This window comes from Streptomyces sp. NPDC001634 (assembly GCF_040298185.1).
Lineage (GTDB): Bacteria > Actinomycetota > Actinomycetes > Streptomycetales > Streptomycetaceae > Streptomyces.
Genome location: NZ_JBEOZU010000010.1, coordinates 31,970 through 57,526 on the forward strand (window position 1 = coordinate 31,970; position 25,557 = coordinate 57,526).

20 protein-coding genes and 2 pseudogenes are annotated in these 25,557 nt (G+C 70.6%); 5 read left to right on the top strand and 17 right to left on the bottom strand.

Annotated elements, in window-relative coordinates:
• Positions 1-32 precede the first annotated feature (32 nt).
• The 6 genes from ABT186_RS08810 to ABT186_RS08835 all read right to left on the bottom strand — a co-directional run bounded on the left by ABT186_RS08810 (position 33) and on the right by ABT186_RS08835 (position 7,508).
• Positions 33-875, bottom strand: a complete 843-nt coding sequence (locus ABT186_RS08810; RefSeq protein ID WP_351924237.1) for a nitrilase-related carbon-nitrogen hydrolase — start codon at positions 873-875, stop codon at positions 33-35.
• A 148-nt stretch (positions 876-1,023) separates the two neighbouring features.
• Positions 1,024-2,583: a PucR family transcriptional regulator gene (locus ABT186_RS08815; protein ID WP_351924239.1), complete on the bottom strand. Its 1,560-nt coding sequence runs from the start codon at positions 2,581-2,583 to the stop codon at positions 1,024-1,026.
• Positions 2,584-2,650: 67 nt separating this feature from the next.
• The gene (locus tag ABT186_RS08820; RefSeq protein ID WP_351924241.1) at positions 2,651-3,934 is read right to left on the bottom strand and encodes an aspartate aminotransferase family protein; all 1,284 of its coding nucleotides are present in this window, start codon (positions 3,932-3,934) and stop codon (positions 2,651-2,653) included.
• Positions 3,931-4,773, bottom strand: a complete 843-nt coding sequence (locus ABT186_RS08825; protein ID WP_351924243.1) for a nitrilase-related carbon-nitrogen hydrolase — start codon at positions 4,771-4,773, stop codon at positions 3,931-3,933. Before ABT186_RS08825 ends, ABT186_RS08820 begins: the two co-directional genes overlap by 4 nt.
• A 185-nt stretch (positions 4,774-4,958) precedes the next feature.
• Complete coding sequence (locus ABT186_RS08830; protein WP_351924245.1) at positions 4,959-7,064, bottom strand: hypothetical protein; 2,106 nt, start codon at positions 7,062-7,064, stop codon at positions 4,959-4,961.
• 192 nt (positions 7,065-7,256) lie between these two features.
• The gene (locus ABT186_RS08835) at positions 7,257-7,508 is read right to left on the bottom strand and encodes a helix-turn-helix domain-containing protein (protein ID WP_351224142.1); all 252 of its coding nucleotides are present in this window, start codon (positions 7,506-7,508) and stop codon (positions 7,257-7,259) included.
• Positions 7,509-7,581: 73 nt separating this feature from the next.
• On the opposite strand from ABT186_RS08835, the pseudogene map reads away from it, so the two are divergent.
• Positions 7,582-8,346: pseudogene (map, locus tag ABT186_RS08840) on the top strand (type I methionyl aminopeptidase); the annotation flags it as partial.
• A 227-nt stretch (positions 8,347-8,573) separates the two neighbouring features.
• Positions 8,574-11,294, top strand: a complete 2,721-nt coding sequence (locus ABT186_RS08845) for an ATP-dependent Clp protease ATP-binding subunit (RefSeq protein WP_351924247.1) — start codon at positions 8,574-8,576, stop codon at positions 11,292-11,294.
• 12 nt (positions 11,295-11,306) lie between these two features.
• On the opposite strand, the gene ggt is transcribed toward ABT186_RS08845, so the two are convergent.
• The gene (ggt, locus tag ABT186_RS08850) at positions 11,307-13,103 is read right to left on the bottom strand and encodes a gamma-glutamyltransferase (RefSeq protein ID WP_351924249.1); all 1,797 of its coding nucleotides are present in this window, start codon (positions 13,101-13,103) and stop codon (positions 11,307-11,309) included.
• 104 nt (positions 13,104-13,207) lie between these two features.
• Here ggt and ABT186_RS08855 point away from each other — a divergent pair, with 104 nt between their 5' ends.
• The gene (locus ABT186_RS08855) at positions 13,208-13,963 is read left to right on the top strand and encodes a hypothetical protein (RefSeq protein WP_351224149.1); all 756 of its coding nucleotides are present in this window, start codon (positions 13,208-13,210) and stop codon (positions 13,961-13,963) included.
• A 116-nt stretch (positions 13,964-14,079) separates the two neighbouring features.
• The gene (locus ABT186_RS08860) at positions 14,080-15,648 is read left to right on the top strand and encodes an alpha/beta fold hydrolase (RefSeq protein ID WP_351924251.1); all 1,569 of its coding nucleotides are present in this window, start codon (positions 14,080-14,082) and stop codon (positions 15,646-15,648) included.
• Positions 15,649-15,701: 53 nt separating this feature from the next.
• Here the strand turns inward: ABT186_RS08860 and ABT186_RS08865 are convergent, their stop codons facing one another.
• The 9 genes from ABT186_RS08865 to ABT186_RS08905 form a co-directional block, all read right to left on the bottom strand.
• Complete coding sequence (locus ABT186_RS08865) at positions 15,702-16,592, bottom strand: amino acid ABC transporter permease (RefSeq protein WP_351224153.1); 891 nt, start codon at positions 16,590-16,592, stop codon at positions 15,702-15,704.
• Positions 16,589-17,233, bottom strand: coding sequence for an amino acid ABC transporter permease (locus tag ABT186_RS08870; protein WP_351224155.1), 645 nt, complete (start codon positions 17,231-17,233; stop codon positions 16,589-16,591). Before ABT186_RS08870 ends, ABT186_RS08865 begins: the two co-directional genes overlap by 4 nt.
• Positions 17,234-17,244: 11 nt before the next feature.
• Positions 17,245-18,156 (bottom strand): glutamate ABC transporter substrate-binding protein, encoded by a 912-nt coding sequence (locus tag ABT186_RS08875; protein WP_351924253.1) that lies wholly within the window; start codon positions 18,154-18,156, stop codon positions 17,245-17,247.
• 17 nt (positions 18,157-18,173) lie between these two features.
• The gene (locus tag ABT186_RS08880; RefSeq protein ID WP_351224159.1) at positions 18,174-18,917 is read right to left on the bottom strand and encodes an amino acid ABC transporter ATP-binding protein; all 744 of its coding nucleotides are present in this window, start codon (positions 18,915-18,917) and stop codon (positions 18,174-18,176) included.
• A 117-nt stretch (positions 18,918-19,034) separates the two neighbouring features.
• On the bottom strand, positions 19,035-19,475 hold the full coding sequence (locus ABT186_RS08885; protein ID WP_351924255.1) for a DUF6278 family protein: 441 nt from the start codon (positions 19,473-19,475) through the stop codon (positions 19,035-19,037).
• A 59-nt stretch (positions 19,476-19,534) separates the two neighbouring features.
• Positions 19,535-20,314, bottom strand: a complete 780-nt coding sequence (locus ABT186_RS08890) for an exodeoxyribonuclease III (protein ID WP_351224163.1) — start codon at positions 20,312-20,314, stop codon at positions 19,535-19,537.
• Positions 20,315-20,398: 84 nt separating this feature from the next.
• Positions 20,399-21,034, bottom strand: coding sequence for an MBL fold metallo-hydrolase (locus tag ABT186_RS08895; RefSeq protein ID WP_351224165.1), 636 nt, complete (start codon positions 21,032-21,034; stop codon positions 20,399-20,401).
• A 70-nt stretch (positions 21,035-21,104) separates the two neighbouring features.
• A complete protein-coding gene (gene pcaDC, locus ABT186_RS08900) occupies positions 21,105-22,403 on the bottom strand; it encodes a bifunctional 3-oxoadipate enol-lactonase/4-carboxymuconolactone decarboxylase PcaDC (RefSeq protein WP_351924257.1) in 1,299 nt (432 codons plus the stop codon).
• 32 nt (positions 22,404-22,435) lie between these two features.
• Positions 22,436-23,533 carry an IS110 family RNA-guided transposase gene (locus tag ABT186_RS08905; protein ID WP_351924259.1) on the bottom strand — a complete coding sequence of 366 codons (1,098 nt, stop codon included), beginning with the start codon at positions 23,531-23,533 and terminating at the stop codon, positions 22,436-22,438.
• A gap of 389 nt (positions 23,534-23,922) precedes the next feature.
• Between ABT186_RS08905 and ABT186_RS08910 the strand changes: the two are divergent.
• A pseudogene (locus ABT186_RS08910) lies at positions 23,923-24,328 on the top strand (MFS transporter); the annotation flags it as partial.
• Between the two features lie 164 nt (positions 24,329-24,492).
• Here ABT186_RS08910 and ABT186_RS08915 read toward each other — a convergent pair.
• A complete protein-coding gene (locus ABT186_RS08915) occupies positions 24,493-25,476 on the bottom strand; it encodes a cation diffusion facilitator family transporter (protein ID WP_502973160.1) in 984 nt (327 codons plus the stop codon).
• Positions 25,477-25,557: the final 81 nt, after the last annotated feature.

Genomic DNA, 25,557 nt, shown 5'->3' on the forward strand with positions numbered 1-25,557 from the left:
CCCCTTTCAGGGGCGCGGGGAACTGCCCCCTGTTACGGCGCGGTCAGCGGGCCGTACGCCTCCGGGCGGCGGTCCCGGTAGAACTGCCAGCGGTCGCGCACCTCGCGCAGCTTCGCCATGTCGAGGTCGCGGACAACCAGTTCTGTCTCCTTGTCGCTCGCCACCTCGCCGACGAACTGGGCCTCCGGATCCACGAAGTACGAGGTCCCGTAGAAGTCGTTGTCGCCCAGCTCCTCGACGCCCACCCGGTTGATCGCACCCACGAAGTACTCGTTGGCCACGGCCGCCGCCGGCTGCTCCAGCTGCCAGAGGTAGGCGGACAGTCCACGCGAGGTCGCCGACGGGTTGAAGACGATCTCGGCGCCCTCCAGACCGAGCGCCCGCCAGCCCTCCGGGAAGTGGCGGTCGTAGCAGATGTAGACACCGATCTTGCCGACGGCGGTGTCGAAGACCGGCCAGCCCACGTTTCCGGGGCGGAAGTAGAACTTCTCCCAGAATCCCTTGACCTGCGGGATGTGATGCTTGCGGTACTTGCCGAGGTACGAGCCGTCCGCGTCGATCACCGCGGCGGTGTTGTAGAGGACGCCTGGCTGCTCCTCCTCGTACATGGGCAGGACCAGGACGATGCCCAGCTCCTTGGCGAGCGCCTGGAAGCGCTTGACGATCGGGCCGTCCGGAATCTGCTCGGCGTACTCGTAGAACGCCGGGTCCTGGACCTGGCAGAAGTACGGCCCGTAGAACAGCTCCTGGAAGCACATGACCTGAGCACCCTGCGCGGCCGCGTCGCGGACCGCCTGCTCGTGGACCTGGATCATCGATTCCTTGTCGCCGGTCCAGGCGGTCTGGAAGACGGCGGCACGGATCACTCTGCTCATCGGGACCTCCGGTCGCTCGGTGTGCGGCGAGCCTAGGAAGCACGGCGAGGCGGTTTGAGTTGCACCGTGTCACGTCTGCGGGGGCCCGGCGTTCCACGGTGTCACCCCGGCCCGTGCAGAGCTGTTTCCCGCTCTTTTCCATGGCGTTTCACCCTTGTTGGGCGTCGTGCGCGAGCAGCGCGATGTGCACGGAGGCGGCCTGTTCGAAGTCGTCGAGGTCGACTCCGAGCCGGGCCTGAATGGCCTCGAGGCGGCGGTAGAGAGCGGGCCGGCTGACGTGGTGGAGTTGCGCGGTGCGGGACTTGTTGCGGCCGGTGGCGAGATAGGTCCGCAGCACGGGCAGCAGGTCGCGCTCGGCGTCGCGGCCGCACAACAGCCCGTCCAGCTCCCGCTCGGCGAAGGACTGCACGTGCGGGTCGTCGCGCAGCAGCCTGATCAGACCGCGCAGATGGACGTCCTTGAGGCGGACGACGGCCGGGAGGTCCAGCGCGGCGGAGTGGTCGGCGACGGCGTCGGCCACATGCTGGGCCTCGCGCAGGCCGGCGGGCACATCCTCCCAGGCGGTACGGGGGTCGGCCGCGGCGACGATCGTGCCGCCCGCCCCGGACTCCGTGCGCAGCCGGGCGGCGAAGTGCCCGGTCAGCGCCTCGGCGTCCTGGTCACGGGCGAGGCTGAGGAGCACGGCGGTGGCCCCGTCGGCAAGTTCGGCCACGAGTCCCGGCAGCCCCAGCATCCGCAGCACCCGGTCGAGGTGGGCCGGGTCGCCGTCGCTGACGACGAGGGGGACGAAGGTACGACGGTTGACGGGCAGCCCGGCCGCCCGCGCCCGCGGCAGCAGCTGACGGGCCGGTACGACACCGGAGACGAGGTCGGTCAGCAGGCTCTGCGCGGACTGCTCCTCCCAGGAGTGCGCCGCGCCGCCGAGCATACGGTGCAGGACGAGGGCCTCGGCCGCGCGCTCGGCCAGGAGGCGCCCGATGGGACTGTCGCCCCGGTAGCCGCACAGCACGATCCGGCCCCACCGCTCGCCGTGCCCGCCCAGTTCGGCGCGGACCCAGCCGTCGCCCTCGTTGCCGCCCGCCTGCCGGGCGATGCGCTCCCAGTCGCGCAGCACGTCGTCGACCGCGGACCGCTCCCCCGCCGTGGCAAGGACGCGATGGGCGAGATTGGTGAGGATCACGGGACAGCCGGCGTGCACGGCGACCTCGTCGAGCAGCCGTTGCAGCGGGGCGCATGCGGTGATGAGCCCCGTCAGGGCCGTCCGTACGGACTCCGACAGGCTCACCGCGGCGAACTTGCGCCGCACGAGCCGGGACTGGACCTCCTCGGTCAGTTCCGCGAAGGGGAAGGGCCGGTGCAGGACCACCATGGGCAGCCCGCAGCGCTCGGCTGCCCGGCGCATCACGTCCGGGGGCGTCGGGAAGGCGCGGCCGAGTCCGAGGACGACGGCCGCGGCCTCCGCGCGGTGCAGGGACCGGATGTACTCGGCCTGCTTCTCCTCGTCGCCGGCGAGCAGAACCCCGGTGGTGAGGACCATCTCGCCGCCGGTGAGCATCACGCCGACGTCGGCGGCCTCGGCGACGTGCACCCAGCGCACGGGCCGGTCGAGGTGCCCGGCGCCGGCCACCACCTCGGGCTCTCCGGCGAGCACCCGGTCCAGGGTGAGGACCTGGCGTACCGACAGGGCGGGTTCCAAGGCGGTGGTCATGGCTGTCTTCCCTTGCTCCGGTCTTACTGAAGACACCTCGTGACGGCGCTGTCGAGGGGGTGGTACATCACTGGACGCTCCTCAGGGCGCGCTCCAGGATCGCGGCGCCCTCCTCTGCCTCCGCGACGGTGAGGGTGAGCGGAGGAGCGATGCGCAGGACGCTGGTGTTGTGCCCGCCGCCCTTGCCGATCAGCAGGCCTCCCTCCCGGGCGGCCTCGAGCACGGCGGACGCCGCCTCGGGGTCGGCCTGGTCCGTGCCGGGCCGCACCAGTTCGATGCCGATCATCAGGCCGCGCCCGCGCACCTCCCGTACCACCGGAAGCTGGGCGGCGATGGCCCGCAGCCGCTCGATGAGCAGGCCGCCGACGCGCCGGGCGTTGCCCTGGAGGTCGTGTTCCAGCAGGTACGTGAGGTTGGCGAGCCCGGCGGCCATGGTGATCTGGGTGCCGCCGAACGTCGAGATGGAGTTGGCGTCCAGGCAGTTCATGATCTCGGCGCGGGCGACGACCCCGCCGATGGACATGCCGTTGCCGATGCCCTTGGCGAAGGTGAGGATGTCCGGGGGGCCGCTCTGGCCGTGGGCCTGCCAGCCCCAGAAATGGTCACCGGTGCGGCCCCAGCCGGTCTGCACCTCGTCCGCGATCCACAGGATGCCGTGCTCCTGGAGGACCTCACGGAAGGCCGCGTACAGCCCGTCGGGCGGCGAGGTGAAGCCGCCGACGCCCTGGATCGGCTCCGCGATCAGGGCGGCGGGCGGGCGGATGTGGCCGAGCAGGTCCTTCAGGTCCTCGACGCAGGCCGCGATGAAGTCGGCGTCACCGAGGCGGGCGAAGGGGCCGCGGGTGCGGACGCCGCCGTGGACGTACAGAGTCCCCAGCGGTGACAGGGAGGTCGGCGACCAGCCGCGGTTGCCGGTGATGCCGATCGCGCTGAACGAACGGCCGTGGTAGCTGTTCCGCATCGCGAGGATCTGATTGCTCTGCCGGTACGTCGTCGCCAGCAGCAGCGCGGTGTCGTTGGCCTCGGTGCCGGAGGTGGTGAAGAAGACGCGGGCGTCCGGGATGCCGCTCAACTGGGCGATGCGCTCGGCGAGTTCGACCATCGGCCGGTTGAGGTAGAGGGTCGAGGAGTGGATGATCCGCCCGGCCTGCTCGGTCACCGCCTTGGTGACCTCGGGCAGGGCGTGCGCGGTCATCGTGGTCAGGATCCCGCCGAAGAAGTCCAGGTACTTCTTCCCGTCGGCGTCCCAGACGTGGCGGCCCTCGCCGTGGCTGATCTCCAGGGGGTCCTTGTAGTACAGGGCGAGCCACTCGGGCAGGACGGCCTTGTGGCGGTCGTACAGGTCGGTCACGGCTTCACCAGTCCTTCGTACGCGTCGGGGCGGCGGTCGCGGTAGAACGCCCACTGCTGCCGCACTTCTTCGATGAGGTCGAAGTCGAGGTCGCGGACGACGAGTTCCTCCTCCTTGTCGCTCGCGACCTCCCCCACGAACTGCCCACGCGGGTCGACGAAATAGCTCGTCCCGTAGAAGTCGTTGTCGCCGTACTCCTCCCGGCCCACGCGGTTGATCGCGGCGACGAAGTACTCGTTGGCGACGGCGGCCGCGGGCTGTTCCAGCTGCCACAGATAGGCGGACAGGCCGCGCGAGGTGGCGGACGGGTTGTAGACCAGCTGCGCACCGTTCAGGCCGAGCTGCCGCCAGCCCTCCGGGAAGTGGCGGTCGTAGCAGATGTAGACGCCGACCTTGCCGACCGCGGTGTCGAAGACCGGCCACCCCAGGTTCCCCGGCTTGAAGTAGTACTTCTCCCAGAATCCCTTGACCTGGGGGATGTGGTGCTTGCGGTACTTGCCGAGGTAGGTGCCGTCGGCGTCGATCACGGCGGCGGTGTTGAAGTAGAAGCCGGACTGTTCGACCTCGAAGACGGGGACGACGATGACCATGCCGGTCTCGCGGGCCAGCTCCCGCATCCGGGTGACCGTGGGGCCGTCGGGCACGGGTTCGGCCCAGCGGTAGTGCTCGGGCTCCTGGACCTGACAGAAGTAGGGGGCGTTGAAGACTTCCTGGAAGCCGATGACCTTCGCGCCCTGCCGGGCCGCCTCGCGGGCGTGCTCCATGTGTTTGGCGATCATGGACTCGGTGTCACCGGTCCAGGTCGCCTGGACCAGTGCGGCGCGTACGACGTGGGCCATGGTGCCGCTCCTTTGCCTGTTGTCCTGGTAGGGACGTCAGAGAGCCTCTACGCCCGTAGACACAGGTTGTAGAGGCTTGAAAGTAAGCCTCCGGGACGGCCTTGCCAAGACCATCGTCGTCAACCCGCGGAGTCGATCATGTTTCGCACTCCTGTGGGTGAGTGGACGGACTGTCGGCGGGCCGCTCAGGTGGTGAATCCGGCGACCCGGAAGGCGTGGACGAGGTCCCAGTGCCGCTCGTTGGAGACACCGCGGGCCGCCTCCAGGAGCAACGGTACGAGCGTTCGGGGATCCGCGGCGACACTGCGGGCCGCTTCTTCGGGCGTACGCATGCGTACGTACGCGTCGAGGAGGGCGCGGACCTCGCGCCGGCGGCCGTCGGCAGCGAGGACCAGCACGGCCTCGCCGATCTGGTTCGCCGGCCGTACGACGCCCTGGCGCAGCATCTGCTCGCCGTCGGCGGTGCGGCCCGCGGCGACGAGGGCGTCCGAGGCCGCGACCAGGAGCTCGGCGGGCAGCGAGGCGGCCTCCCACAGGAGGGTGGCCCAGTCGGCGCCGAGGCCCGCGCGGTGCAGTTCGGCGGCGAGCAGCGGGTAGCGGGCGGCGGGCCAGTGGACGGCCTCGACGAGCAGGGCGTGCGCCTCGCCGCTGCGGCCCTCGGCGCGCAGCCGGGTGAGTGTCGCGACGGTCTCGGCGATGATCCGCCGGTCCGCCTCGTCGAGGGCCTCCCGACGCGGTTTGGCCGCCGCCTCGGCCACTCTGGCGGCGGCCCCGGCGAACCGGGCACCGCGAGGGCTGCGCCCTCTGGGAGCGGGCGTCGGCGCGGTACCCGGCAAGGCACCCGCGGGCGTCTCCTGGACGTCCATCACCCCGGCGAAACGGGCACTGCCCCGGGGGCGGCGCTTGGAGCGCTGCTTGGCGGGGGGTTCGGGGGCCTGGGCGGGCTCTTCACCGGCGGGGTCCTGCGGCGCGGCGGGTTCGGCCGACGGCTGGGGCGCCGGGTACGGCGAGGCTGCCCGAACGCCGGGTGCCTGCGCGTGGCTGCTGGGCGGCTGCGCGTGGCCGTCGGGCGCCTGCGCGTCACTGCTGAGTGCCTGCGCGTCGGTATGGGGGCCGTCGCCGCCGTGCGGCCCCTGCGACCACACGGAAACCGGGTCACTTGCGTCACCGGTCTGCGGGACATCCGGCCATGCGTGACCGCCACCGTCGGCGTCACCGCCTTGCAGGGCTTGCGGCCGCACGGAGTCGCGACCGACCGGACCACGGGCCGACGAGCCCTCCGGCCGTGTGTCACCGCCGCCGTTCATGCCGTCGGCCCGCGGGCCCTGCGGCCACACGGAACCGCGACCGGCCGCTCCACCCGTCAGAGGGTCCTCCCGTCCCGCGGCACCGCGGCCACTGCCACCGTCGCCCTGCGGGGCCTGCGGGCCCTGCGTCCGCACGGGAGCGCCGTGGGCCGTGGCATCGGCCTGCCGGCCTCCCGGCCCCGCGGAACCACCGTCCCGCGCGCCGGTCACACGCCGGTCGGCTGCCCACCCGGCCCGCCGCGCCCGGACCACATCCGCACGCCGGGCCCCCGGCCACCCCGCACCATCGTCGTCCGTTCCCACGGCTTCCCGGCCCTCCGGCTGCTCGGCCCCACCGCGAGCCGGTCCCGCTGCTCCCCGGTCGGCAGGTCCGTCGCCCCGGTGGTCGTCCGCGTGCCCCTCCCCCGCCACCCGGAACACTTCCCCGGCCCCGGCCGCCCGGAATGCCGACGCGCCCTGCGCGGGAGTGTGCAGAGCGCGATGATCGACGGCTTCCATACGGCGGCGGAGTTCGGCGCAGCGGGCTGTGGCGCGTTCGTGGTCGTCCTGGGCCCAGGCCAGGTCGTGGCGGAGCGACTCGGCCTGCTCCTGGGTGGCGGCCGACTCCAGCCGCCGGCCGAGGTCCGCCCGCCGCTCGGCCGCGTAGCGCTGTTCGCGGAGCATCACGTCGAGCCGGTCGCCGAGGGCGTCCCGCCCGCCGGGCCGGGCGTCGTGCGCGATGAGCGCGGCACCGTGCAGCGTCCGCGCCCGCTCGGTCTCCCGTGCGGCGACCGAGGGGCCGTATGCCGAGGCCAGGTCCCGCAACAGCGCCTCCACGACGTCCCAGGGCGGCACCTCCCGGCCGTCGAGGCAGGCCCGCATACCGTCGGGGTCGCGCTGCCAGAACACCCCGCACCAGCCGTCGCCCTGGTCGAGCCGCGTGAGCAGCCCGTTCAGGTAGCTTGCGAACTCCCTTACCCGACCCGGGAGTTGTTCCACAGCCATGCCCAGCTCCCGCCCGAGTGGAGTACTCCGCTCCGGTAGAAAACACCAACCGTGTTACGGAGAGGCTACAGCGAGTTTTCAGACCGGACGCAGAGCGCTCAACGGGAGCGTCCCGGGCCCATGCGCGCCCCCTCCGTCGATCCGCTGCGCGCGGGGACATCAACCGCCCGCGCGGACAGGGACGTCCACGGCTCACAACGCGACCGGCACGCACCGCCCGACGAGTTCGTCCATGGACAGCCCGAGCACCCGCGCCAGCGCCGCGACCGTGAAGAACGCCGGCGTCGGCGCACGCCCGGTCTCGATCTTGCGGAGCGTCTCGGCGGAGATCCCCGCATCCGCGGCCACCTCCGCCATGCTGCGGTCACCACGGGCCTCACGCAGCAACCGCCCGAGACGCTCGCCGCGTTCGCGCTCTTCGGGGGTGAGGGGGTTACGCACCATGGACCCATTCTAATACCGCCTCCCCCCACCCGGGCCGGTATAGTAATTGGCGCAGACCGGTATAGTAATTGGCATGGTGGAACTCAAGACAGACACGTCGATCGACGCGATGTACGCGGCCGGCCAGGTCGTCGGCCGTGCCCTCACAGCCGTCCGAGACGCCGCGGACGTGGGCGTCTCCCTGCTCGAACTGGACGAGGTGGCGCACCAGGTCCTGCGCGACGCGGGTGCGCGCTCGCCGTTCCTCGGCTACCGCCCCTCCTTCGCGCCGACCCCGTTCCCGGCGGTCATCTGCGCCTCCGTCAACGACGCGATCGTGCACGGCATCCCGGACGGCTACCGGCTGCGCGACGGCGACCTGGTCTCCATCGACTGCGGCGCCCAACTGGACGGCTGGGTCGGCGACTCGGCGATCAGCTTCGTCGTGGGCGAACCGCACGCCGAGGACCTGCGGCTGGTCGGAACCGCGGAGCGGGCGCTCGCGGCGGGCATCGAGGCGGCGGTCGTCGGCAACCGCCTCGGGGACATCGCGCACGCGATCGGCTCGGTGTGCCGGACCGCCGGATACGGCATCATGGACGGCTTCGGCGGGCACGGCGTGGGCCGCCGTATGCACGAGGACCCGCCCGTCCCCAACGAGGGCCGCCCGGGCCGCGGCCTGCGGCTGCGCCACGGCATGGTCCTGGCCATCGAGCCCATGCTCATCGGCGGCGGTACGGACAGCTACTACACGGCCCCGGACGGCTGGACCCTCCGCACATGCGACGGCTCCCGCGCGGCCCACACGGAACACACGGTGGCGATCACGGACGCGGGCCCGCGTGTCCTGACCGCGCGGGGGGCTGCGCCCCGACAGGGGCGCGAGGAACTGCGCGACCAGCCACAAACCGACCCGCAGCCGCCCGGCGGCATCCAGCCCCCACCCCGTGGGGCACATCTTTGAAGGTGCCCCCCGCAGGGGTTCGTGCCATCGTGGTCTACGAGCACCGCGCGGCCCCAGGTGTACCCGGGCCCGTTCCGGGCACCCGCGTCGCACACGCACGTCGATCAGCGGAACGGATGGCCATGACCAGCGGGTTCAACGGCGGTCCGCAGGGCTACGGCTCGGACCCCTTCGAAGAGTTCTTCCGACGGATCTTTGGCGGCGGACAGCGTCCCGGTCCCCGGCAGATCGACCTCGGACGGCTGCTGAGTGAGCCGGCCCGGCAGCTGGTCGCCGGGGCCGCGCGGTACGCCGTGGAACACGGCAGCCGCGACCTCGACACCCAGCACCTGCTGCGCGCCGCGCTCGCCACCGAACCGACCCGGAGTCTGCTCAGCCGCGCCGGCGCGGATCCCGACTCGATGGCGACGGAGATCGACCAGCGCTCCGGACCGGTCCAGCCCAGCGCCAACCAGGCACCGGCTCCCACCTCGCTCTCGCTGACGCCCGCCGTCAAGCGGGCCCTGCTGGACGCGCACGAACTCGCCCGGGCGAGCGGCGCCGGCTACATCGGGCCCGAGCACGTGCTCACCGCCCTGGCCGCGAATCCCGACTCGGCCGCCGGGCACATCCTCCACTCGGCCCACTTCGCGCCCTCTGCCATGCCGCCGGAGGCGGGGGAACTCGCTCAGCAGCGCCCGGAACGGCCGCGCCCCGTCACCACCCCGACCCTGGACAAGTACGGCCGCGATCTGACCGATCTCGCACAGCAGGGCCGTATCGACCCGGTGATCGGCCGGGACGAGGAGATCGAGCAGACCATCGAGGTGCTCTCCCGCCGCGGCAAGAACAACCCGGTCCTCATCGGTGACGCGGGCGTGGGCAAGACCGCCATCGTCGAGGGGCTCGCCCAGCGCATCGCCGACGGCGACGTGCCCGACGTGCTGCTCGGCCGACGGGTCGTGGCTCTGGACCTGCCCGCGGTGGTCGCCGGAACGCGCTTCCGCGGTGACTTCGAGGAGCGGCTCACCAACATCGTGGGCGAGATCCGCTCCCACTCCGACGAGCTGATCATCTTCATCGACGAGCTGCACACCGTCGTCGGCGCGGGTGGCGGCGGCGCGGAGAGCGGGTCCATGGACGCGGGCAACATCCTCAAGCCCGCGCTGGCCCGCGGCGAACTGCACATCGTGGGTGCCACCACGCTGGAGGAGTACCGCAGGATCGAGAAGGACGCGGCGCTGGCCCGCCGGTTCCAGCCGATCCTGGTGCCGGAGCCGTCCGTCGGGGACGCGACCGAGATCCTGCGTGGACTGCGCGACCGCTACGAGGCCCATCACCAGGTCCGCTACACGGACGAGGCGCTGGTGGCCGCGGTGGAGCTGTCCGACCGCTATCTCACCGACCGTCATCTGCCGGACAAAGCGATCGACCTGATCGACCAGGCCGGCGCCCGGGTGCGGCTGCGTGCCCGGACCAAGGGCACGGACGTACGGGCCCTGGAGCGCGAGGTCGAGCAGCTGACGCGGGACAAGGACCAGGCGGTGGCCGACGAGCAGTACGAGCAGGCCACCCAGCTGCGCGACCGCATCACCGAGCTGAAGGAGCGGATCGAGGAGGCCACCGGCGGCACCGAGGCCGACGAGGGGCAGCACCTGGAGGTCACCGCCGAGGCCGTCGCCGAGGTCGTCTCCCGGCAGACCGGCATCCCGGTCAGCCGGCTCACCGAGGAGGAGAAGGAGCGGCTGCTCGCCCTGGAGGAACATCTCCACGAGCGGGTCGTCGGACAGGAAGAGGCGGTCAGCGTGGTCGCCGACGCGGTGATGCGCTCACGCGCGGGGCTCTCCAGCCCCGAGCGACCGATCGGCAGCTTCCTCTTCCTGGGCCCGACCGGTGTCGGCAAGACGGAGCTGGCGCGGGCGCTCGCCGAGACGCTGTTCAGCAGCGAGGAGCGCATGGTCCGCCTCGACATGAGCGAGTACCAGGAGCGGCACACCGTCAGCCGGCTCGTGGGCGCCCCGCCCGGGTATGTGGGCCACGAGGAGGCCGGCCAGCTCACCGAGGTCGTACGGCGGCATCCGTACTCGCTGCTGCTGCTCGACGAGGTGGAGAAGGCGCACCCGGACGTCTTCAACATCCTGCTGCAGGTCCTCGACGACGGCCGGCTCACCGACTCCCAGGGCCGCACGGTGGACTTCACCAACACGGTCATCGTGATGACGAGCAACCTCGGCTCCGAGGCGATCACCCGGCGCGGAGCCGGCATCGGGTTCGGGCCGGGTGGCGCAGAGGCCGACGAGGAAGCACGGCGTGAGCAGATCCTGCGTCCGCTGCGCCAGCACTTCCGGCCGGAGTTCCTCAACCGCATCGACGAGATCGTCGTCTTCCGGCAGCTGACGTCCGAGCAACTGCGGCGGATCACCGACCTGATGCTGGACAAGACGCGGCGGCGGCTGCAGGCCCAGGACATCGACGTGACGTTCACCGAGAGCGCCGTCGACTGGCTGGCGCAGCGCGGATTCCAGCCGGAGTACGGCGCCCGTCCGCTGCGCCGCACCATCCAGCGTGAGGTCGACAACCAGCTCTCCCGGCAGCTCCTGGACGGCCGGGTCGAACGCGGCGGCCGGGTCGTGGTGGACGTCGAGGACGGGCAGCTCGTCTTCCGCGCGCAGCCGCCCGCCCCGAAGGCGACCGCCTCGGTCGCAGCCGCTCCGACGGAACAGGGTGCCCGGCCCGCGGCTCCCACGGAGCCGGGCCCGGACACCGCCGCTCCCACGCGGCCGGGCGGGGACGCCGCACCCCCTGCCGTGCAGGGCGGCGAGACGGCCCGCCCCGAAGGGGACGAGGCGCCCCGCCCCGAGTGAGCCGCGCGGCCGTCACTGCGCCGGGTCCACCACCATCGCGGACCCGCCGCCGCGCCGCACCTTCTCGGCGGCGGCCAGCCACTTGCCGCCCGGCAGCCGCTGCACACCGGTGGCCGCCCCGATCTCCGGGTTCAGCTTGAAGGAGTGCCCGATCGCCTCCAGCTGCGTGCGCAGATCACTGTTGTAGAGGCCCGGTTCGAGTTCCGTCTGTGCCGCGTTGCGCTGGCTGGCACGCGGCGCGGCGATCGCGTCGACGAGCGGCAGATGCCGGTCGAGGAACTGGGTCAGGGTCTGCAGCACGGTCGTGATGATCGTCGCGCCACCGGGCGAACCGAGCGCGACGACCGGCCTGCCCTGCTTGTCGAGAACGATGGTCGGCGAGATCGAGGAGCGCGGACGCTTGCCCGGACCGGGCAGGTTGGGGTCGTGGACGGCCGGGTTGGCGGGCGTGAAGGAGAAGTCCGTCAGCTCGTTGTTGAGGAGGAAGCCGCGGCCCGGGACGGTGATGCCGCTGCCGCCGGTCTGCTCGATGGTGAGGGTGTAGGAGACGACGTTGCCCCATTTGTCGGCGACCGTGAGGTGGGTGGTGTTCTCGCCCTCGTACGTCGTCGGGGCCGCCGTGCCGCCGGTCGCGCAGGCCGCCGGGTGGCGCGGGTCACCGGGCGCGAGCGGGCTGGTGAGCACCGCGTTGTCCTTGATCAGGCACCCGCGGGAGTCGGCGTACCGCTGCGACAACAGCTCCTTCGTCGGCACGTCCTCGAACGCGGGGTCGCCGACCCAGCGCCCGCGGTCCGCGAACGCGATCCGGCTTGCCTCGATGAAGTGGTGCAGGTACTGCACCTCGCTCGCCTTCGAAAGGTCCGTCTTCTCCAGGATGTTCAGGGCCTCGCCGACCGTGGTGCCGCCGGAGGAGGAGGGTGCGATGGAGTAGACGTTCAGGCCGCGGTACGAGGTCTTCGTCGGCGCCTGGATCTTGGCCCCGTAAGCCGCGAGGTCCTGTGCGGACAGCCTGCCCGGGCGGGCGTTCCAGCCCGAAGCGGGGTCCACCGGCGGCTTGTCGACGGTGGCGACGATGTCCTTGCCGAGGTCGCCGTGGTAGATCGCGTCGACACCCTTGCGGCCCAGCTCCTCGTAGGTGCGGGCGAGTTCGGGGTTCTTGAAGGTGGAGCCGACGACGGGGAGCTGCCCGTTCGGCAGGAACAGCCTGGCCGTGTCCGGGAAGTAGCGGAAACGGGTCTCGTTGGACGCGGTCTGCGAGCGGAAGGTGTCGTCGACGGTGAAGCCGTCGCGCGCGATCCGTTCGGCCGGCCTCAGGACCGTGCCGAGCCGCTTGGTGCCCCACTCGTCCAGCGCCTCTTCCCAGGTGGCGGGCGTGCCCGGGGTGCCGACGCTCAGCCCGCTGCTGACGGCGTCGGCGAAGGCGAGCGCCTTGCCGTTCTCCACGAAGAGGTTGGGGTCCGCGGTCAGCGGGGCCGTTTCGCGGCCGTCGATCGTGTGCACCGTACGGGACTTGGCGTCGTAGTAGACGAAGTAGCCGCCTCCGCCGATGCCGGAGGAGTAGGGCTCGGTGACGCCGAGCGCGGCGGCAGTGGCGACGGCCGCGTCCACGGCGTTGCCGCCCTTCCTGAGGACCTCTATGCCGGCGGCGGAGGCGTCCGCATCGACGCTCGCCACGGCACCGCCGTAGCCGACGGCCACGGGCACTTTCTCCGGCGTCGTGGCGGCCCCTGGCGGCGCTGCCGCCCCCACCGACACCATGGCGGCCGAGACCGCCAGGACAGCCAGATGACGCGTGACAGGGCGACGCATACGTACCTCCAGTCAACGACCGTCCGCGCAGCGTAACCGTATTGCCATGGTCCCGTCAGTCCCATCGAACACCGGTACACTCCGGCCCGCTACCATGCGCGCCCATGAACGACGACGTACGCAACATCGTCCTCGGGGTGATCGCGGCCGGCATCAGCGCCGCGCTCGGCTGGCTCGCCCGTACGTACCTCTGGAAGCGGAAACTCCGCCGCAAGCAGGCGTTCTTCGGGCTGCCCGACAACTCCGAGACGCTGCTCGTGGTGAACCGCGACGCCGGAAGCCCGGATCTGGCGGTGCACCGCTACGACGTGTTCGCCCTCCTGGAACTGTCCGCCCTCATCAAGGACTGCGGGGCAAACGCCCAGATGGTCACCCAGGACGCGGCACAGCAGGGCTTCGGCGAGCGGACCGAGTTCTGTGTGGGCGGACCGGGATCGAACCGACGGATGCTCGCCCATATGTCGGCCATGCTGCCGGGCGTGCGGGTCAACCTCGACCCGGAACGGGGTCCGGACCAGGGCGCGTTCCAGATCGGCAGCGAGCGCTACCGCATGGAACGCGGCATCACCGAGTACGTCCTGCTGGCCCGGATCACCGCGGGCCTGTCGAGGCCGGTGTTCCTCTTCAGCGGCCAGCGGGCGATCACCAACCAGGCCGCGACCCGTTATCTCGCCCGCAACCACGAACGGCTGCACCGCAAGTACGGCAACAATTCCTTCGTCCTGCTGCTGAAGGTCGTCAACTCGCAGGCGTACGGCCCCGATGTGGTCGAGCTGGTCGGGGATGTGACGCGGGCGGCACAGGCGCCACTGCCAACCCCGACACCCTCCTCCACACGCGCTTCACACCGTGCCTCCTGAATTCATTCACACGACAACAATCGTTACTCGCACGTAACTTACCGACGGGTTACCTCCGGTAAAGGGCCGAGGTTACCGTCGGGTCACTTTGCACTGACCCGAGTGAGGAGTGACCCGTGGGAACTTCACGCAAGGCCCTGCGTACGACCGCCGTGGGTGCCGTCTCGGCGACGCTGATCGCCGGCAGCGCCCTCGGGCTCGCCCCCGCCGCTCAGGCGGCGAACAACAGCGTCCGGTTCGTCGACATCACGGGCGACGGCGGCACGGTCCTGAAGGCGAACGTCGTCACGCCCGCGGGCGCCGACGGCAGGCATCACTACCCGCTCCTCGTGCTCCCCACGAGCTGGGGCCTGCCGCAGGTCGAGTATCTGGCCCAGGCGCAGAAGCTCGCGGACTCCGGGTATGTCGTGGTGACGTACAACGTGCGCGGCTTCTGGCAGTCCGGCGGCCAGATAGAAGTGGCGGGCCCGCCCGACATAGCCGACGCGACCAAGGTCATCGACTGGGCTCTCGCCAACACCCCGGCCGAGGCAGAGCACATCGGCATGGCGGGCGTCTCCTACGGCGCCGGCATCAGCCTGCTGGCCGCCGCGCACGACAAGCGCATCAAGGCCGTCGCCGCCCTGAGCGGCTGGTCGGATCTCATCGGCTCGATCTACTCCGGCCGCACCCAGCACATCCAGGCAGCCGCCCTGCTCGACGGAGCGGCAACCGTCACCGGCCGCGAGAGCCCCGAAGTGAGGCAGGTGTTCAACGACTTCTACGCCTCCAACCTGTCCAGGGAACAGGAGATCATCGCCTGGGGGAAGAAGCGTTCCCCGGCGACCTACATCGACCAGCTCAACCGGAACGGCGCTGCGATCATGCTCGCCAACGCCTGGGGCGACACGATCTTCCCTGCCAACGGATACGCCGACTTCTACGAGAAGCTGACGGGCCCGAAGAGACTGGAGCTACGTCCGGGCGACCACGCGACGGCCGAGCTCACCGGACTGTTCGGGCTGCCCAACGACGTGTGGACCGACACCGGGCGCTGGTTCGACCACTACCTCAAGGGCGAGGACAACGGCATCGACCGTGAGCAGCCCGTGGAGCTCAAGCCGCGCTCCTCCGGCGGCTACGAGGGCTACCCGGACTGGAAGTCGGTGGGCGAGACGAGGAAGAAGATCGCTCTCGCGGGCACCACCACGATCCACGCCAACGTCGACTCGGGCGCGGACGGCGGGGTCATCTTCCTGTCCAGCATCCTCGACCAGGTGGCGCAGGCCCCTCCGATGGCGTCGATCCCGCTGCTGCCCCGCTGGTGGGCCGCCGTCTGGCAGTCGGAGAAGTACGCCACGGCCCAGCACATCCGCGGCACGACCCGCCTGCACACCACGCTCACTCCGACCAAGGAGAGCGGCACCCTCGTCGCCTACCTCTACGACGTGGGTCCCCTCGGCCTCGGGAAGCTGGTCAGCAACGCGCCGTACACCTGGCACGGGCTCACGCCCGGCAAGCCGGTCGGTGTCGACCTGGACCTGTTCTCCACGGCCTACGACGTCCCGGCCGGGCACCGGCTCGCCCTGGTCGTCGACACGGTCGACCCGCTCTACATCGAGCACAACCCGTCCGGCGCGCAGCTGACCTTCTCCTCGCCGGCGAACGACCCGTCCTACGTGTCCGTTCCGCTGCGCGAGCAGTGATCTCCGGCTGCCGCCGGCCGGGTCTGGCCCTGTGAGCTGCTGCTCCCCTCCCCCTACGGCGTCGGGGCCGTGGGGGGACCCCCACCCGGCAGCAGCGTCCCCGGTTCCGCCGCGGTGATGTCCACGGCTTCGGTCTTGGGACTTCGCCGCTCCCACCGGGACGCCTGCTGGGCGAACCAGGAGAGCAACATGCACATCCCGATGTAGATCGGTGAGATCACCATCACCACGGGGATGAACGGCAAATCGTAGTCGAGGTTCGACGCGATGAGCTTCCCGGCATGGAGGAACTCCTCATAGGTGATCAGAAAGCCCAGCGAGGTGTCCTTCAGTGCCACCACCAACTGGCTGATGATGGCCGGCAGCATGGCTCGTACGGCCTGCGGCACGAGGACGTACGACATGACCTGCGTCTTGCGCATGCCGAGCGCGTACGCGGCCTCCCTCTGGCCGCGGTCCACGGAGTTGACCCCCGAACGGAAGACCTCGGCGAGCACCGAGCCGTTGTAGAGGGTGAGTCCCGCGACCAGTGCGGGCAACGGCTGCACCTTGAGCGCCACGAAGATGAAGAAGATCATCACCAGCAGGGGCATGGCGCGGAAGAACTCGACGACGAGCGTCGACAGCCAGCGCACGGGGGCGTGTTCGGAGAGCCGTCCGGTGGCGAGCACTCCGCCCAGGGCCAGCGAGAGCACCGCGGCCATCGCGAAGGCCTTGAGTGTGTTGCCGAGGCCCCGCAGCAGCAGTTCCTGGATTCCCTTGTACTCGAAGGGCATCCACTTCGTGTAGGTGAACTGGCCGGTGTCGAAGAGGAGATACACGATCCAGCCGAGCAGGCAGGCGATGGCGACGCTCGCCACGGCGCCGTAGGTGCGGTGGCGTTGCCGGGCGCGGGGCCCGGGGATGTCGTAGAGGGCCGTGGCCTCGCCGGCCTTGACGGTCATCGGGCGACCCCCCAGCGGTGTTCGAGGAGGTTGAAGACCGCACTGATGGCAAGGGTGATGATCAGATAGCCGACGGCGATCCAGAAGAACGTCCAGACGATGTTGTAGCCCAGCTCGCTCAGCGTCCGGTAGGTGCCGAGCAGTTCGGTGACACTGAACGCGCCGGCGATGGCCGAGTTCTTGGCGAGCGCGATCAGGATCGAGCCGATCGGCGGGATGACCGAACGGAAGGCCTGCGGCAGCACGACGTTGGACAGGGTCTGACCGAAGGTCATGCCGAGGCTGCGGGCCGCCTCGCCCTGACCCGTGGGCACGGTGTTGATGCCGGAGCGCAGCGCCTCGCAGATGAAAGCCGAGGTGTAGCAGCCCAGCGCCAGCACCGCGAACACCTTGAAGGGCAGCACGAGGCCGAAGCGCGGCAGCCCGAGCAGCACCGCGAAGAACAGCAGGGTGAGCGGGGTGTTGCGCAGGACCGTCACCCACGCGGTACCGAAAGCCCGGAGGGACCGGACGGGCGCCACCCGGCAGGAGGCCATCACGAAGCCGAGCGCAAGGGCCAGCAGGGACGAGTAGACGGTCAGTTCGACGGTGCCGAGGAATCCCTGGGCGAAGGTGGAGAAGTTGTCTGTCAGTACGTTCACGCGTGTCTCGCTCAGCTCGCCGGGTAGCGGTCGATCGCGGGCGGGGTGGGCGCGGGCACGCCGGACAGGCCGAGCGTCGCCTCGTAGGCCCTCTTCCAGTCGCCGTTCTTCTCTCGGGCCTCCAGTGCGTCGTCGAGGGCGAATCTGAGGGCGTTGTCGCTGCGCGGGACGCCGATGCCGTACGGCTCCTCGGAGAAGGACCTGCCGACGACCCTGAGTTCGCCGGGTGCCTTGGCCGCGTAGCCGATGAGGATGGCGTCGTCGGTGGTGACGGCGTCGACCTGGTAGGTGAGCAGGTTGTCCACGCAGACGGAGTACGTGTCGTAGGCGATGAGGATCGCCTTCGGGTAGTCCTTCTTGATGCGCTGGTACGGTGTCGAACCCGCCGCCGAGCAGACGCGTTTGCCGTCCAGGTCCTGCGGGCCGTCGATGCCATGCTCGTTCTTGCGGACCAGCAGGTCCTGGCCGGCCATGAAGTACGGGCCCGCGAAGCCGACGAGCTTCTTGCGCATGGCGTTGATGGTGTAGGTGCCCACGTAGTAGTCGATCTGCCCGTTCTGAAGGGCGGTTTCGCGGTTGGCGGAGGCGATGGTCTTGAAACGGATCGTCCCGGGGGCGAAGCCGAGCGAGGCCGACATCATCTTCGCGATCTCGACGTCGAAGCCCGAGTAGGTGCCGGTCGCGGGGTCCTTCTCGCCGAGATAGGGCTGGTCCTCCTTGGCGCCGACGACGAAGTAGCCACGCTTCTTCGCCCGCTTCCAGGTGGGCGAGTCGGGGAGCTGGAATCCCTGCGCCACTTGGTAGTGGGGGAGTCTGTCCGTGGCGGGCCCCTTGCCGGGCGGGCTGCCCTCCTTGCCACAGGCGGCGGTCGGCAGCGCGGCGAGCACCGCCAGGGCGAGGCACACACGGGTGATCCGGATCATGGGTCGCACTCCCCCGGTCAGTGCTTGAGGATCTTGGAGAGGAAGTCCCTGGCGCGGTGGCTGCGCGGGTTGGTGAAGAACTCCTCCGGGGTGCGGTCCTCGACGACGCGGCCGTCGGCCATGAAGACGACACGGTTGGCGGAGGCGCGCGCGAAGCCCATCTCGTGGGTGACCACGACCATCGTCATGCCCTCGCGGGCAAGCTGCCGCATGACCTCCAGGACTTCGTTGATCATCTCGGGGTCGAGGGCGGAGGTCGGCTCGTCGAACAGGAGCGCCTTGGGGTCCATGGCGAGGGCGCGGGCGATGGCGACGCGCTGCTGCTGGCCCCCGGAGAGCTGGGCCGGGTACTTGGCGGCCTGGGAGGCGAGACCGACGCGGTCGAGGAGTTCGAGGGAGCGCCGGTCGGCCTCCTCCTTGCGGCGGCCGCGGACCTTGACCGGGGCGAGGGAGACGTTCTGGAGGACGGTCTTGTGGGCGAAGAGGTTGAAGGACTGGAAGACCATGCCCACGTCGGCGCGGAGGCGTGCGAGGGCCTTGCCCTCCTCGGGAAGCGGCTGACCGTCGAGCCTGATGGTGCCGGACTGGATGGTCTCGAGCCGGTTGATCGTCCGGCAGAGCGTGGACTTGCCGGACCCCGAGGGGCCGATGACCACGACCACCTCTCCCCTGTCGACGGTGAGATCGATGCTCTGGAGGACGTGCAGGTCGCCGTACCACTTGTTCACGTCGTCCAGTTCGATCAGCGGATCGACAGCCATGCCCAGCCCCGCCCTACTCGCTCTCAGCCGTGTCACAGGTGCCGCAAACTATCCAGGCGGGCATGGATTTGACTCCCGACACGCACCTTTCGGGCATAAGCCGTATTTAAGAGCAGGTCAGACCTCCGCCACCTCGGCGTACACCTGCGAGAGCTCGGGGGCGCCCGTGGACGCCCAGGTGTGGCCGTCGGCGACCACGTCGATCTCACGGCCCGAGGCCAGCCGTACCACGGGGTGGCCGTTCGGCCAGATCCTCCAGGCGGCGCCCGGGACCGTGCGCACGACGACCGTGCCCAGATACAGGCCCGCGTCGTTCCCGAGCCAGGGCAGGGTCTCCTCGTCGTCGCGCCAGCGCGGGACGAGTTGGTCGAGCGCCTCCAGCGACGCCGCGGAGTCGTCGAGGTCGACGCCCGCCTGCTCGGCGTGGGAGCGCAGCAGCTCGCACTCGGAGAGGAGTTCGGCGACGCCGCTCGCGTCCGCGTCACCGTCGGAGTACACCGCGACGCCGAAGGCGGGGCCGCGCTTCTTGCGCCAGGTGCCCAGGAAAGGGATGTCCATGCATCCAGCGTGTCACCGGCGCGAGGGCTCGCACCACCGTGACACCGCGGGAACCCTCCCTACACGTCCAGGTCCACCACCACGGGCGCGTGATCCGAGGCACCCTTGCCCTTGCGCTCCTCCCGGTCCACGTATGCGTCCTTGACCGCCTTCGCGAACGGCTCGTTGCCGTACACCAGGTCGATGCGCATGCCGCGGTTCTTGGGGAAGCCGAGCTGGCGGTAGTCCCAGTACGTGAACGGATGGTCGTACTTGAGCGGGCGCGGGACCACGTCGGACAGCCCTGCCTCGCGCAGCGAGGCCAGCGCGGCGCGCTCGGCCGGGGTGACGTGGGTGAGGCCCTCGAAGGCCGCCACGTCGTAGACGTCGTCGTCCGACGGCGCCACGTTGTAGTCACCCATCACCGCGAACGGGCGGCTGCCCGCCGCGTCGCCCGCGACGGCCGCCTTCAGGGCCTCGAACCACTGCAGCTTGTACGCGTAGTGCGGGTGGTCCACCTCACGGCCGTTGGGCACGTACACCGACCAGACGCGGACCGGGCCGCAGGTCGCGGAGACGGCGCGGGGCTCCTCGACCCCCTCGTAGCCCGGGTCGCCGGGCAGGCCCTTCACCACGTCGTCCAGGCCGACACGGGAGAGCACCGCGACCCCGTTCCACCGGCCGGTCGCGTGGACCGCCGCCTCGTAGCCCAGGTCGCGCAGCTCGTCGTACGGGAACTGCGCCTCGGCGATCTTGGCCTCCTGGAGGCACAGCACGTCCGTGCCGCTGCTCTCCAGCCAGGCCAGAAGCCTCGGGAGGCGGGCGGTGATCGAGTTCACGTTCCAGGTCGCGATGCGCATGCCTCACAACCTACCGGGAGGGTGTGACAACGTGTCCCCGCGTCTCGTGGAACGGCGCCGGCCGCCCGGCCTCCCGGGCTCCGCTCAGACCTGTGCCGAGGACCCCGGCGTCAGCCTCAGGTGCTCCGCGCCGCCCAGTGCGCCGATCTGGTTGTCGTAGATCGGGCGGGCGAGGTCCGTCAGAAGGGCATCGTGGATGTCGTACGCCCGCTGGGGCTTGACCTCGCGGACGTAGTCGATGACCTCGGAGATCTTGTTCCAGGGAGCCATCACCGGAAGCATCAGCGTCTCCACCGTGTGATCGGGGACGGTGAGCGCGTCGCCGGGGTGGAAGACCTTGCCGTCGTCGATCAGATAGCCGACGTTCGTGATACGCGGAATGTCCGGGTGGATCACCGCGTGCAGTTCACCGTGCACCTGGACGTCGAAGCCCGCGGCGGTGAAGGTGTCGCCGTGGCCGACGGTGTGCACGCGCCCGGGGAAGGCAGCCGAGATCTTCTCCGCCACGGAGGCGAGGGTCCAGATCTCGGCGCCGGGGTTGGCCTCCATCCCGGCCCGCAGCCGGTCCTCGTTGAAGTGGTCGAGGTGCTCGTGCGTGACGAGGATGGCGTCCGCCCCGACCGCGGCGTCCTCCTCGCTGAAGGTGCCCGGATCGATGACGAGCGTGCGTCCGTCCTTCTCCAGCCGGATGCAGGCGTGCGACTTCTTCGTGAGCTTCATGGGTCCATCCTGCCCCGGCCCGGGTGGCCGGGGCCCGCTCAACCTGGTGCTCCTGCTGCCCGGCTGACGATCACTCCTGGGGAGTGGTCTCCTCCCGGATGACCTGCTGCGCCACCCTGAACGCGCTGTTCGCGGCCGGTACGCCGCAGTAGACCGCCGCCTGGAGCAGCACTTCCTTGATCTCGCCCGGAGTGAGTCCGTTGCGCAGGGCCGCCCGGGTGTGGAAGGCGAGTTCCTCCAGGTGGCCGCCCGCGACCAGCGCGGTGAGCGTGACGCAGCTGCGGGTGCGCCGGTCCAGGCCGGGGCGGTCCCAGATCTCGCCCCAGGCGTACCGGGTGATGAACTCCTGGAAGTCCCCGGAGAAGTCGTCCGCGGAGGCCAGCGCCCGGTCGACGTGCGCGTCCCCGAGCACCTCACGGCGGACCTTGAGTCCCACGTCGTAGGGGTCGGGCCTGCCCCCGAGCGGGGCCGGGACGACGACCGGGGCGATCTCGGCGAGGGGTACCACCGGTGGGGGCGCGGCCAGTACCGGCCTCACCGGGGACGCCGCGATCGCCGTCATCTGGCCGGTCGTCGCGTCGAACGCGGGCTGCCAGGCGGTCGAGAAGTGGTGGACGAGCAGGTCGGTGACCGCGGCGGGCTGCTCAACGGGCACCAGGTGGGAGGCGCCGGGAACGACCGCGAGCCGGGCGTCCGGAATCCCGGCGACCAGGGTGCGCGCCTCGGCGGGCCCGGTGACCTGGTCCTCGGAGCCGACCAGGACGAGGGTCGGCACGCCGATGCGGCCGAGTTCGGCCCGTACGTCGAAGGAGGCGAGCGCCTCGCAGGCCGTGATGTAGCAGCCGGGGTCGGTGGTGCGCACCATCTGCACGGCCCATTCGGTGATCGCGGGCTGGGCGGCCGCGAAGCCCCCGGTGAACCACCGCTCCGGGGATGTCCGGGCGATCGGGTCGAGCCCGTTCGTCCGGACGATCACACCGCGCTGGCGGAACTCGTCGGCCGTCCCGAATCGGGGCGAGGCGGCGATCAGCGCGAGCGAGGCGAGGCGTTCGGGGTGACGCAGCGCCAGCTCGGCCCCGATGGCACCGCCGAGCGCGCAGCCGGCGTAGCCGAAGCGCTGCACGCCGAGCGCGTCGAGGGTGGCAAGCAGCCGGGCGGTGAGGTCGGCCACGGAACCGGCAGGGTACGCGGGGGCCCCGCCGTGACCGGGCAGGTCGAACCGGAAGACCCGCCACTGCTTGACGAGTTCCGGGATCTGGCGGTCCCACATGTGCCATGTTGTACCCAGGGAGGGACCCAGGATCAGGACGGGAGCCTCTTCTGGCCCGTCAAAGCGGTATTGCAGGGTGTTCGACGGTGTCTCACTCACGCCCCAGACCCTCTCACGTCTCACGGACGCCCCTATAACGGGGGAACGCCGGGTACCGTTCTGACCAGGTTGAAGACCTCGCGGGCGGCATATCGCTTGAGGCATCGGATGATCTCGCGTCGGGTCTTGCCCTCCTGGGTGCGGCGTTCGTAGTACGCCTGAGTGCGGGCGTCGTGGCGCAGCCGGGTGAAGACGATACGGTGCAGGGCGGCGTTGGCCTGTCGGTCGCCGCCGTGGTTGAGCCGCCGCGTGCTCCGAGGGCCAGAGGAGTACTCGACGGGGCTGACTCCGCAAAGGGCAGCAAAGGACGCCTCGGTGTTCAGCCGCTCGGGGTTGTCCCCCATGGTGATCAGCAGGGTGACGGCGCTGTCCGGGCCGATGCCCACCGGTACGAGTAGCTGTGGGGCGTGGTGTTCGACGAGCTGGGTCAGGCGTTGGTTCAGCTCATCGATCTGCCCGGTGAGCTGTTCGATGCGCTCCGCGAGCATTCTCAGGGTCATGTGGGTGGCCTGGGCCACCGCGTTCTCGCCGTCCTCGCCGACGCCTGGGCCGAGGCGTGCGCAGGTGCGGAACAGCTCGCGGTTGCCCAGGCTGGACAGTCGTTCCCGCAGTGCGGGATCGGCGATGACCAGAACGGCTTTGAGCTGGTTGATCGCCTGGGTACGGGCCTTGACCGCGGAGTCCTTGGCGAGCTTGAACATCCGGGCGCTGTGCACCGGACCGTCGCCGGACTTGGCCCGGGCCCGGGCGCGGCCACTGAGCACGGCCCGCGCGGCGGCCTGCGCGTCGAGCGGGTCCGACTTCCCGAGCAGCCGGCGGGCCGTACGGTCGGGCCGGTTCACTTCGAAGACCTGAATCTGCCGGGCCAGCAGGTAGCGGGACAGGCCCGCGCCGAAGGTGCCGGTGCCCTCCACACCGGCCCGGCGCACCGTCCCCCGCTTGCGGGCCCACACGAGCAACTGTCGGTAGCCGGCCGCCGTCGCGGGAAAGGACTCCGTTCCCAGGATCTTCCCGAGCGGGGAGATCACGGCGGCGACATGCACCTCGCCGTGCGTGTCCACGCCCAGGACGACCTCGCGCCGAACGGGCGGATCCGTGCTCGAGGAGGTGCTGCGCTGTCGGGTCGTCATGATGGTTCGCCTCCGACGTGGGTGACGTGCTGGCTGGGGTGGATGGCACCGGCCTGCTCGGGCGGTCTGAACCGTGATGGCGCCTGAAGATCGGCAAGGCCCCTATTGGGACACGCCCTGTGGCTCGGTACCAGCAGTCGCCATCCCGCAACGACAGTCGACAAGCCAGTGACTGGACACTCCGGTCATAGATCTCATGAGTCAGACCCCCGTCCGGGACGGCACTGCGCCACCGTCCCATCGATCCCGGCACAACGGCGTGACTCGATCACTGCAGGATGGCTTCGAACGAACCGGCGCTCAACCTGGCCTACTAGGTCTGACAGTGAGTCGACTTCTCGCCCACTCGTGACCGGCGTGGCGGACAGCCTCATGGCCCGCTCTATGGGGTGGTTCGGCTCCGCCCTGCGCACCGCACCTACCGCCACTCTTCGTCGCGCAGGTCATCGCCCTGGTCGCACCGGCCTGGCCACGGTCGCGCTCGGCCTGCTCGCATACGAAATCCGGGGCACCGACGCCGGTTGAGTCCTTCAGGGCCTCGGTGGCGCTGATGCTGCCCTTCGTGGACCAGGTTTGGCAGGTCTACGTCCTGATCTTCCTGCTCCGGTTCGCGTCGGCGGCTCACCCCTTACCTTCCAGGGGGTCATCCCGGACGTGCTGCCCGCCGAGCGCCCCTGCATCCAGGCGCTGTCTCCGTCCCGCCTCGCCTACGACCTGGAGAGCCTGTTCAGCCTGGCACTCGCCGCTGACCAGCTCTCCCTGATCACGTACCACTGGCTCTTCTCCGGCAAGATCTCCAAGGGCAACTGCTGGTCCGTGGCCAGTGCGGGCACCGGATGCGCCTGACCGACTTCGGGAAGAAGGTCCTCGCCGCCGCCCAGCCGTACACGGACCAGCTCACCGCGCCCGCCGGCCAGGAGAACCCCGGCCTCATGAGCTGAAGTGAACCGGGACCGCCGTTAGCGACTGCCCCCTGCGCTGTGGTGGGCCAGTACCTGGTGAGGGTCGCCGTCGGCCGGCGTGTGGTCGGTGTGGACGGTGGCTGCGGTCAGACGGGGCACGGCGTGGATGAGGGCGTGCTCGGCCGCGACGGCGAGGCCGTGGGCCTGGACGACGGTCAGGCGGGGGTCAACAACGATGTCGGCCTCGGCGCGCAGCGCGTGCCCGATCCAGCGCATGCGGACATGACCGACGCCGAGGACCCCCTCGACGTCGCGCAGAGCCTGCTCAGCAGAGTCGACCAGCTTCGGGTCGACCGAGTCCATCAGGCGCCGGTAGACCTCGCGGGCGGCGTCCTTGAGAACCATGAGGATCGCGGCGGTGATCAGCAGGCCGACGACCGGGTCGGCCCAGCGCCAGCCGAGCGCGACGCCGCCGGCGCCGAGGAGGACGGCCAGGGAGGTGAAGCCGTCGGTACGGGCGTGCAGGCCGTCGGCGACCAGCGCGGCAGAGCCGATCTTGCGGCCGGTGCGGATGCGGTAGCGGGCGACCCACTCGTTGCCGATGAAGCCGACTACGGCGGCGATGGCCACCGCCCACAGATGCGTGATGCCGCGGGGGTTGAGCAGCCGGTCGACCGCCTCATAGGCGGCCAGCGCGGAGGAGGCGGCGATCGTGAGCACGATCGCGATGCCGGCCAGGTCCTCGGCCCGGCCGTAACCGTAGGTGTAGCGGCGGTTCGCGGCCCGGCGGCCGAGGACGAACGCGATACCGAGAGGGACGGCGGTCAGCGCGTCCGCCGCGTTGTGGATGGTGTCGCCCAGCAGAGCCACCGACCCGGATATCGCCACGATCACCGCCTGGATCACCGTGGTCGCCCCGAGGATGCCGAGGGACAGCCAGAGCGTGCGCATCCCCTCACGGGAGGTCTCCATCGCGGAGTCGACCTTGTCCATCGCCTCGTGACTGTGCGGAGTGGCCAGGTGCGCGAGCTGGTGCCGCAGCCTCGCCCACCGGCCGTCCCCGTGAGCGTGGTCATGGTCGTGGCCGTGGTCACCGTGCTGGTGCCCGTGGCCGTGGTCACC

Coding starts and splice junctions, on each gene's coding strand:
- ABT186_RS08835 (WP_351224142.1), bottom strand. CDS start 7,508: ATGGTGCGTAACCCCCTCACCCCCGAAGAGCGCGAACGCGGCGAGCGT.
- ABT186_RS08810 (WP_351924237.1), bottom strand. CDS start 875: ATGAGCAGAGTGATCCGTGCCGCCGTCTTCCAGACCGCCTGGACCGGC.
- ABT186_RS08855 (WP_351224149.1), top strand. CDS start 13,208: ATGAACGACGACGTACGCAACATCGTCCTCGGGGTGATCGCGGCCGGC.
- ABT186_RS08880 (WP_351224159.1), bottom strand. CDS start 18,917: ATGGCTGTCGATCCGCTGATCGAACTGGACGACGTGAACAAGTGGTAC.
- ABT186_RS08815 (WP_351924239.1), bottom strand. CDS start 2,583: ATGACCACCGCCTTGGAACCCGCCCTGTCGGTACGCCAGGTCCTCACC.
- ABT186_RS08845 (WP_351924247.1), top strand. CDS start 8,574: ATGACCAGCGGGTTCAACGGCGGTCCGCAGGGCTACGGCTCGGACCCC.
- ABT186_RS08825 (WP_351924243.1), bottom strand. CDS start 4,773: ATGGCCCACGTCGTACGCGCCGCACTGGTCCAGGCGACCTGGACCGGT.
- ABT186_RS08830 (WP_351924245.1), bottom strand. CDS start 7,064: ATGGCTGTGGAACAACTCCCGGGTCGGGTAAGGGAGTTCGCAAGCTAC.
- ggt (WP_351924249.1), bottom strand. CDS start 13,103: ATGCGTCGCCCTGTCACGCGTCATCTGGCTGTCCTGGCGGTCTCGGCC.
- ABT186_RS08865 (WP_351224153.1), bottom strand. CDS start 16,592: ATGACCGTCAAGGCCGGCGAGGCCACGGCCCTCTACGACATCCCCGGG.
- ABT186_RS08895 (WP_351224165.1), bottom strand. CDS start 21,034: ATGAAGCTCACGAAGAAGTCGCACGCCTGCATCCGGCTGGAGAAGGAC.
- ABT186_RS08875 (WP_351924253.1), bottom strand. CDS start 18,156: ATGATCCGGATCACCCGTGTGTGCCTCGCCCTGGCGGTGCTCGCCGCG.
- ABT186_RS08905 (WP_351924259.1), bottom strand. CDS start 23,533: ATGACGACCCGACAGCGCAGCACCTCCTCGAGCACGGATCCGCCCGTT.
- ABT186_RS08885 (WP_351924255.1), bottom strand. CDS start 19,475: ATGGACATCCCTTTCCTGGGCACCTGGCGCAAGAAGCGCGGCCCCGCC.
- ABT186_RS08890 (WP_351224163.1), bottom strand. CDS start 20,314: ATGCGCATCGCGACCTGGAACGTGAACTCGATCACCGCCCGCCTCCCG.